Raw genomic sequence first — 8,029 nt, 5'->3', positions numbered from 1 at the left:
AAAGGTCGCGCCGGGGTGTACCGTCTGTTCCGAGCTGGTTATAAGTACCGTTGAGGTTGTAGGTTCGGTGTGAAGAACCAGCAGCTTACCGTAAATCACCGGTGCCAGAAGAAGATCTTGTTTTTGCTTTTGACCGATTTTCTCCTTTTCCTGGTAATATATACTATAGGACTGTCCTTTTTTTACCCCGTCTTCCTGCCCCCTGTTGATGAAGGCTACCGTATGGGCGCCTATAAGGCTGTCTTGTTCTTCAGTTAAAAGGATTTTACCGTTTAGTCCCGGCCGGCTTGCAGTCCGGGTTATTTTCGGAGCCCTTTTTTTGTATGGCATCAAAAGATCATTGACTCTAATGGCGCGAAAGGATCGTATAACTCTGGCTATGGCAAAACGGGGTTCTTTTTTAATAATTTCGACGACACCTGTCAGATAATGCTGAATTCCTATGCGCGCCTTTGTCTTTTCGTCTTTCAGCGGTTCCAGCGTTCGATAGACGGTGTATTGGCCCCCTAATGCATACGGCATGTCGTTCTGTTGCATGATGTAAACCCGATCCCCGGTACTTATCATGGTTTTATTACCTTTGACCTTAAAGATGTAACCGTGGGGAACGACAGGTGTTTTGCTGACAAATCCAATGCTGTCGATGGGTGAATAGTAGTAAAAGGGCAGTTCTTTGGGCACCTCCGGCTCTTCTTGAGGGAGCGCCTTCTTTTGCGCAGCTTTGACGACATAGCTTTCGACTCCCGTTTGATGAAAGAGGCGCATGCGCATGCCCGGATATATGCGGTGGGGATTGAGGATCTGGTTGTTTTCCTTCCATAAATCAGGCCACAGCCATGCTGAATCAGAAAAACGCTGTGAAAGGTCCCAGAGCGTGTCGTTTTTTTGAACGGTATAGTAAAAACCGGCCTCATGCTCTACCGTCATGGTGGTTTGCTGTGCCGCGAGATGCAACGGGAAAAAGGTCATAGCGAAAAAAATAATCAAGCACGTAAACACTCGGAATTTGTGATTGCAAAACATCTGAACCCCCAATTTAATCATTTGTAACTATTCAGCCACTAAGGCACAAAGACACTAAGAGATAATGGTTTAAATTGTCCCCCTTAACTTTTAGTTGGCGCCAAGTGCGGTGCCTTTCGCTTATAAGATCCCGTCCCGCTTTCAGCGGGGCGGGAGTTCTATAAAATCGTATTACGATTTTATTTATCCTGCTTAGCAGTTTTTGTCAAGCTTTTCAATAATTAAGCTATTCGGATAGGCATACAAAAAATTCGGGCAAAAAAAAGCCTCCATGCTGAAAAAGCATGAAGGCTTTTGAACAAACATTATCAAATGGGCCTGGGTTACATCATGCCACCCATGCCGCCCATTCCGCCCATTCCGCCGCCGCCCATTCCGCCGCCGGGGGGCATCGCCATATCCTGTTTTTCTTCGGGTTTGTCCGCGACCATGGCTTCAGTGGTCAGCATCAGCGAGGCAACGCTGCCGGCGTTTTGCAGTGCATAACGAACCACCTTGGTGGGGTCGATCACACCGGCGGCCATCAAATCTTCATATTTTGAGGTTTCGGCATTAAATCCAAAAGAACCCGTTTCTTTTTTTACCCTGTCAATGACAACGGATCCTTCAAAACCGGCGTTGTTGGCAATCTGGCGCAGGGGTTCTTCGATGGCGCGCATCACAACTTTTACCCCCAGTTTTTGATCCGCCTTGAGTTTCATTTTTTCCAGAATCGGCAGACAGCGGACCAGGGCAACACCACCGCCGGGCACAATGCCCTCTTCAACCGCAGCGCGGGTGGCGTTCAATGCATCTTCAACCCGCGCCTTCTTTTCCTTCATTTCAGTTTCAGTGGCTGCGCCGACATTGATGACGGCAACACCACCGATAAGCTTGGCAAGGCGTTCCTGTAATTTTTCTTGATCATAATCAGAAGTGGTCTCATCGATTTGAGCCCGGATCTGTTTTACGCGGCCTTCCAGAGCGTTGCGTGCGCCGCCGCCGTCAACTATGGTGGTATTGTCTTTGTCAATGGAGATGCGTTTGGCCTGACCAAGGTCAGCCAGAGCAAGGTTTTCAAGTTTAATTCCCAGGTCTTCGGATACCACCTGGCCGCCGGTCAGAATGGCGATATCTTCGAGCATGGCTTTTCTGCGGTCGCCAAAACCGGGGGCCTTGACGGCCGCTACATTCAGGGTGCCTCGCAGCTTGTTGACGACCAGGGTGGCAAGGGCTTCGCCTTCGATATCCTCGGCAATGATAATAAGCGGTTTGCCCATCTTGGCAATCTGCTCGAGGATGGGCAGCAGATCTTTCATATTGCTGATCTTTTTTTCGTTAATGAGAATATAAGGTTCTTCCAATGAGACCACCATCTTTTCCGCATCGGTTACAAAATACGGCGAAAGGTAGCCGCGATCAAACTGCATACCTTCAACAACCTCCAGGGTAGTCTCCATAGCCTTGGCCTCTTCAACGGTAATGACACCCTCTTTGCCGACCTTGTTCATGGCTTCGGCGATGATGTTGCCGATGGTTTCATCGTTGTTGGCCGAGATGGTGCCGACCTGAGCGATCTCACGCTGATCTTTGGTAGGCTTACTCATGCTGTGCAGTTCTTTAACCGCAACTTCAACGGCTTTGTCAACACCGCGCTTGATGGCCATGGGATTGTTGCCGGCGGCAACCAGCTTCTGTCCTTCTTCATAGATTATAGCGGCCAGTAGCGTAGCCGTAGTGGTGCCGTCACCGGCCATGTCACTGGTCTTGCTGGCCACCTCTTTTACCATCTGGGCGCCCATGTTCTCAAATTTGTCATCCAGTTCGATTTCCTTGGCCACCGTTACGCCGTCTTTGGTAACCGTGGGCGATCCCCAGGATTTATCAAGAACAACGTTCCTCCCTTTGGGACCGAGAGTTACGACAACCGACTCAGCAAGCGTTCTTACCCCGTTCAGCATGGCTTCGCGGGCTTTCATACCATATTTTATTTCTTTAGCCATATTGGTCTATCCTCCGTTTATTTTTTTAAAATTATTCGATAACGCCAAGAACTTCGCCTTCATTCATGATCAGGTATTCTTCACCATCAACATTTATCTCCGCGCCGCCATATTTCCCGAATAGAATCCGATCACCTTTTTTGAGTTCAAGCGGGATTCGTTTGCCGTCTTCGCCCAACTTACCGTTTCCAACCGCAACGACTTTACCTTCGGCCGGCTTTTCCTTAGCGGTGTCAGGGATAATGATTCCTCCCTTGGTTACTTCTTGCTCCTCAACACGTTTTACCAAAATTCGGTCATTCAAAGGTCTAAGTTTCATTTTTAAAATTCTCCTTTTACATTAGATCATTAGAAATGTTGTTATAGAACTTCAATTTGTTTTTTATGATGTTGCCGGAAATAGATGGGGAAGGCCTTAATTTTCCAGCATACTGAAGTTGTAACTCTGAAAAAATAATCACACATTTTTGTTTGTAAAGGGGTTTATGAAGTTTTATCGGCAGATTTCTTCGTTTTACTACTTTTTGATTTGCTTGTATCTGTCGATGATGCTTTAGCCGCCTTCTCTTGGGAGGTGGAAGTGTTTTGGTTTTTGCCGGCATAGTCGGTTGCATACCAACCGGTCCCTTTGAGATGGAAACTGCTATGAGAAATAAGCTTTTGCAGTTTTCCGGAACAATGGTTGCATTTTTTTAGAGGTTTGTCGGAAAATTTCTGAATAACTTCATTAATTTTGCCGCATTGCATGCATGCATATTCGTAAATGGGCATCTGTTAAGGGGCTCCTGTTTCCAAAAAATGTTATAAACAAGCTTTGCCAGACAACTTTTTTAAATCTGACCTAATATAGCCAATGTTATAGTATTGTCAAGGCGTAGGCTAATATTTTATTATAAATTTTTCAACTCGTCAATCGGTGGGCGCCATCTGTCATAAAACTTCAATACATCCGCCGATCCGGGAATACTAGCCGGGCCGAGAATTTCATGCGTTATTTTATGAACACGTGACTCTTCCGCCATTGTTTCATGCTGAGAGGCATCAAAGCCCTGAAGGAACTTGCTGAATCTGACTATATGAATTAGTTCGTGGGTTATGATATAGAGGGTAAACGGTAAAAGCTTAATGTCCGGTGATTGCCTGATTGTTGCCAGGATCGTATGGTCCTGAAGACATATTTTGTAAAAATCATATGCGGCCGAACCCAAAGAGGAATTTTTGCGATGTCCCTGGTAACGTATTATTTGTGCAAAGGGTCCGTGAATGGTTTCGTCGGGGCTAAGGTCTGCCAGGGTTTTAATATCGTATCTGCGGCCCAGCCACTGACTGGCGGACATCTTGTAGAAATTGCTCACAAGTTCTTCAGACATGGTAACGCCGTTGTTAACGATGGCAATCTGATCAGCGTTGAAGGTTTCAAGGTTTTCCATGGGTTTTTTTAAAAAAAACTGTAGACAAACAAATTTGAATCATGTAGAAAAGTGTTTTTACTGGTTAAAAATAAAATTAAGATTGGAGGTGATCTGTTGGGTAGTGTCGTTAAAAAACGAAGAAAGAAAATGAGAAAGCATAAACACAGAAAACTTTTAGCCCGTACACGCCATCAACGCAGAAAAGGCAAATAATATTCAGGCCGACCTTTTCTTGAATATAAAAAAGCACCAATTCCGCTTCAAGAGGTCTTGGTGCTTTTCTAGCCTAAGGGGCATACCCTTTAAGATATTTAAAGAACTCCGAGTCCGTTGAAATCACTAACGAACTGTCCTTGCCAAGGGCCTCGCCGTAGATTTCAAGCGTTTTGATAAACGAGTAAAAATCAGGGTCGATGCCATAGGCTTCAGCGTATAATTCGGTCGACTCGGCATCGGCTTTACCTTTTATCGTTTGAGCCTTACGGTAGGCTTCGGAAGTGATCTGCTTCAATTCTTTTTCTTTATCCCCTAATATCTTGCGGGCCTCCCCTTGACCTTCGGATCGAAATTTTTCTGCAATCTGTCTACGCTCGGCGATCATGCGGCCGTATACCGAATTTCTGACCTGCTCTACATAATTAATACGTTTGATCTTCACGTCGACCACTTCAATGCCGAACTTGGACAGTTTGGGCTGGGCCTGTTTCAGGATCCGCTTGGTAATTTCTTCTCTGCCGATGGTAATTTGAAACGATTTTTGATCTTTAGCATCTTCAACCCCGTGTTCAAAAGTGTCCATACTTCGGTTGGTCTGGCGCACCGCTTCAATCAGCCGGTTCTCGGTAATCAAGTTTCTAACCGCGGGATCGATAATATCATCAAGCCGTCCCTGGGCGCTGATGGTGTTGTTGACCGTCTGAAAAAATTTAACAGGATCGACAATCTTCCAGCGGGCAAAGGTGTCGACCCAGATATAGGTTTTATCAAGGGTGGGGATCTGTCCGGGATCACCGTCCCATTCCTGAAGATTTTTCGGGAAACGATTGGGATACTGAATAAAAGGAATCATGAAATATAAACCGGAGTCCTGCTTGGGTTCGCCCACTACTCTCCCGAACTGGGTCACAACCACCTGTTCGGTTTCATCCACTATATAGGCGGAAAAATAAACAAGGGCAATGACAACAGCAGCAACAATTAAAACAATACCTTTAGATTTCATTATTTTACACCGATTTGTTTCCCAAGGTTAAGCAGCGGCAAAAGGTTTTGCTGATTCGAATCAATGATATATTTGTCCCCAAGTTTAGGGAAAAGGTCTTTGACCATTTCAAGATAAAGGCGCCGTCTGGTAACGTCCTTGGCCTTGGCGTATTCTTTAAACACAGCCACAAACCTGGAAGCGTCACCCTTGGCCCGGTTGACGCGGTCAAGGGCATAGCCTTCGGCGATTTTGACGGTCCTGTCGGCCTCTCCGCGGGCGGTCGGGATCTCTTTGTTGTAATCCTCCAGGGCCTGATAGATCATTTTTTCCTTTTCCTGGATGGCCTGGTTGACTTCATTGAATGACGGCTGCACCGGTCCGGGAACATTGGTTTTTTTCATTTCAATAGTGACGATATGGATGCCGGATTCGGCATTGTCCATTTCTGCTTGCAGGACATTTCTGGCTTCAATGGCGATTTCTTCGCGCTTGCTGATAACTTCATTGATGCTGCGGTCGCCCACTACCAGCCGCATGGCCGCTTCCGACATATCAATCAGCAGTCGACGGACATCCGCAACTTTAAACAGAAAATCGTAAGGATCCTTGATGCGATACTGAACGATCCAGGGCACCAGGGCCACATTCAAGTCACCGGTCAGCATCAGGGATACGCTGGCAGTCTCACTTCCGCCTCGAGACCGTGAGCGCGCTTCTTCGCGGGTGGAGCGGAAACCGAATTCTTCCTTGTAAACGCGGCGAACCTTAACCTTGGTAGCTTTTTCAATTCCAGCGGGCAGCTTGAAATTAAGACCGGGCTGAGTGATACGGATAAATTTGCCAAAGCGCTGGACCACGCCGACTTCATCAACGCCGACCGTAAAGAATGTTGAAGAACCGAAAAAAAGAATAATAATAAGTAGAATCAACAGCGGGCCGCCCGGCAATTTAAGCTGCTTGAATTTTTCAAAAAGATCACTCATCTGAGGAGGAATGCCGCCTCCGCCCTTGCGCTGTTGCTGCTCTTTGAGTTTTTCCCAATCCCAGCTCATGTTTTAATCCTATTTGGTTTACGAGGCAATTTCAAAATATCCTCTTTAAAAATAGTTGCAAAATGCGATTTTAAGTTTCGCTGAAAGCGGGACGTTATATAAAATCGCTAAGCGATTTAATAACTCGTTAGAATGCTCGAATTATAACTATACTAAATTATGTTACCAAACCCTGCAAGTCAAGTAAAAAGCAGAAGTAAGATATGAAATATAGGCGGCCCGGTTTTTCTTGACAATCGAAGCGATCATTTTATAGTCCATGAAGAAGAATGTTCGTTATTTTTATGCCAAAGCTTTTTTTATTGCCACTAAGGCACCAAGGCACTAAGAAGAATAATATATCCTTTGTGTCTTTGAGCCTTTGTGGCAAATATCGTTTGGTTTCGGCGTGTTTTGGTTAGGTTATGAAAAGAAGAAAAAACGTTAAAGAGTTTACGCACATCGGAAATGTTATTAGCAATGTTTTGAGGTCCTATCGCCATGAGGCGGATGAAGGTCTGGCTCAGATATGGGACCTTTGGGATCGTGCCGTCGGAGAGAATATCGCTAAAAATGCCCGGCCGGAGGCTTTTAAGGGGAAGTTGCTTTTAGTAAATGTAACCAGTTCAGCCTGGGCCCATGAACTGCAATTTTTAAAAAAAGATATCATAGCAAAGGTCAACCAAGCTTTGGGCAAAGCCCTGGTCGAAGAAATAAAATTCAAGATTGGACCGGTATAGTCATGGATTCTTTGACTATCGATGCTTTTTTTAACGGTCGTATTAAAGTCAAGCAGCATCGCAGCGGCTACCGCTTTTCCATTGATGCTGTTTTAATTGCCGGCCATGCCAAGCCGCGCCCTGAAGATACGGTTCTGGATCTGGGTACAGGCTGCGGTATAATTCCCATGATACTGGCATATCGTCAGGCGACAATAAAAGTATATGGAATTGAGGTGCAGCCGCAATTAGCCGAGCTTGCAGCCCTTAATGTTGCAGAAAACAATATGGGGGATCAGATTTCAATTCTTTGTATGGATATGAAAACGCTGCAATCTGATGTGATTCCCGGGCCGGTGGATCTGGTAATAAGTAATCCCCCTTTCAGGAAGGCAGAATCAGGAAGAATAAATCCTAACCGGCAGCGGGCAATTGCCCGGCATGAAATTAAGGCCACTCTTTTTGATGTTGTCGAAACCGCCCGTCGCATGCTGCCTCTTGCGGGACGCTTTATTACCATCTATCCGGCTGAGCGCATAACCGATATTCTTTCGCAAATGCGCAGCGCGGATATTGAGCCCAAATTTATGCGCATGATCCATTCCGGCACAAATACCGCAGCGAAGTTGATTTTAGTGGCAGGGAGCAAAGGAGGGCG

General features: G+C 45.9%; 10 protein-coding genes. 3 read left to right on the top strand and 7 right to left on the bottom strand.

From position 1 onward, the window contains the following. The 5 genes from V3S16_RS01560 to V3S16_RS01540 all read right to left on the bottom strand — a co-directional run. A partial coding sequence (locus tag V3S16_RS01560; protein ID WP_413882919.1) for a LysM peptidoglycan-binding domain-containing protein occupies positions 1-927 on the bottom strand: 927 nt, incomplete at its 3' end. Positions 928-1,346: 419 nt separating this feature from the next. Beyond that, positions 1,347-3,005 (bottom strand): chaperonin GroEL, encoded by a 1,659-nt coding sequence (groL, locus tag V3S16_RS01555; RefSeq protein ID WP_413882918.1) that lies wholly within the window; start codon positions 3,003-3,005, stop codon positions 1,347-1,349. 31 nt (positions 3,006-3,036) lie between these two features. Then, entirely contained in the window at positions 3,037-3,324 is a 288-nt protein-coding gene (gene groES / locus V3S16_RS01550; RefSeq protein WP_413882917.1) for a co-chaperone GroES, read from the bottom strand. Positions 3,325-3,488: 164 nt separating this feature from the next. Continuing rightward, positions 3,489-3,776, bottom strand: coding sequence for an FmdB family zinc ribbon protein (locus tag V3S16_RS01545; protein ID WP_413882916.1), 288 nt, complete (start codon positions 3,774-3,776; stop codon positions 3,489-3,491). 119 nt (positions 3,777-3,895) lie between these two features. Then, entirely contained in the window at positions 3,896-4,435 is a 540-nt protein-coding gene (locus V3S16_RS01540) for a hypothetical protein (RefSeq protein WP_413882915.1), read from the bottom strand. Between the two features lie 96 nt (positions 4,436-4,531). Here V3S16_RS01540 and V3S16_RS01535 point away from each other — a divergent pair, with 96 nt between their 5' ends. Continuing rightward, positions 4,532-4,630, top strand: a complete 99-nt coding sequence (locus V3S16_RS01535; RefSeq protein ID WP_413882914.1) for a 30S ribosomal protein bS22 — start codon at positions 4,532-4,534, stop codon at positions 4,628-4,630. 73 nt (positions 4,631-4,703) lie between these two features. On the opposite strand, the gene hflC is transcribed toward V3S16_RS01535, so the two are convergent. Beyond that, positions 4,704-5,639 carry a protease modulator HflC gene (hflC, locus tag V3S16_RS01530; protein ID WP_413882913.1) on the bottom strand — a complete coding sequence of 312 codons (936 nt, stop codon included), beginning with the start codon at positions 5,637-5,639 and terminating at the stop codon, positions 4,704-4,706. Then, positions 5,639-6,673, bottom strand: a complete 1,035-nt coding sequence (gene hflK / locus V3S16_RS01525; protein WP_413882912.1) for an FtsH protease activity modulator HflK — start codon at positions 6,671-6,673, stop codon at positions 5,639-5,641. Before hflK ends, hflC begins: the two co-directional genes overlap by 1 nt. A 404-nt stretch (positions 6,674-7,077) precedes the next feature. On the opposite strand from hflK, the gene V3S16_RS01520 reads away from it, so the two are divergent. Beyond that, positions 7,078-7,392 carry a DUF721 domain-containing protein gene (locus V3S16_RS01520; protein WP_413882911.1) on the top strand — a complete coding sequence of 105 codons (315 nt, stop codon included), beginning with the start codon at positions 7,078-7,080 and terminating at the stop codon, positions 7,390-7,392. 2 nt (positions 7,393-7,394) lie between these two features. Continuing rightward, on the top strand, positions 7,395-8,029 hold a 635-nt coding region (locus V3S16_RS01515; protein WP_413882910.1), incomplete at its 3' end, for a tRNA1(Val) (adenine(37)-N6)-methyltransferase.

It is taken from the genome of Candidatus Desulfatibia sp., from assembly GCF_036446775.1.
GTDB lineage: Bacteria > Desulfobacterota > Desulfobacteria > Desulfobacterales > UBA11574 > Desulfatibia_A.
This window is presented reverse-complemented; position numbering and strand designations above follow the sequence as displayed.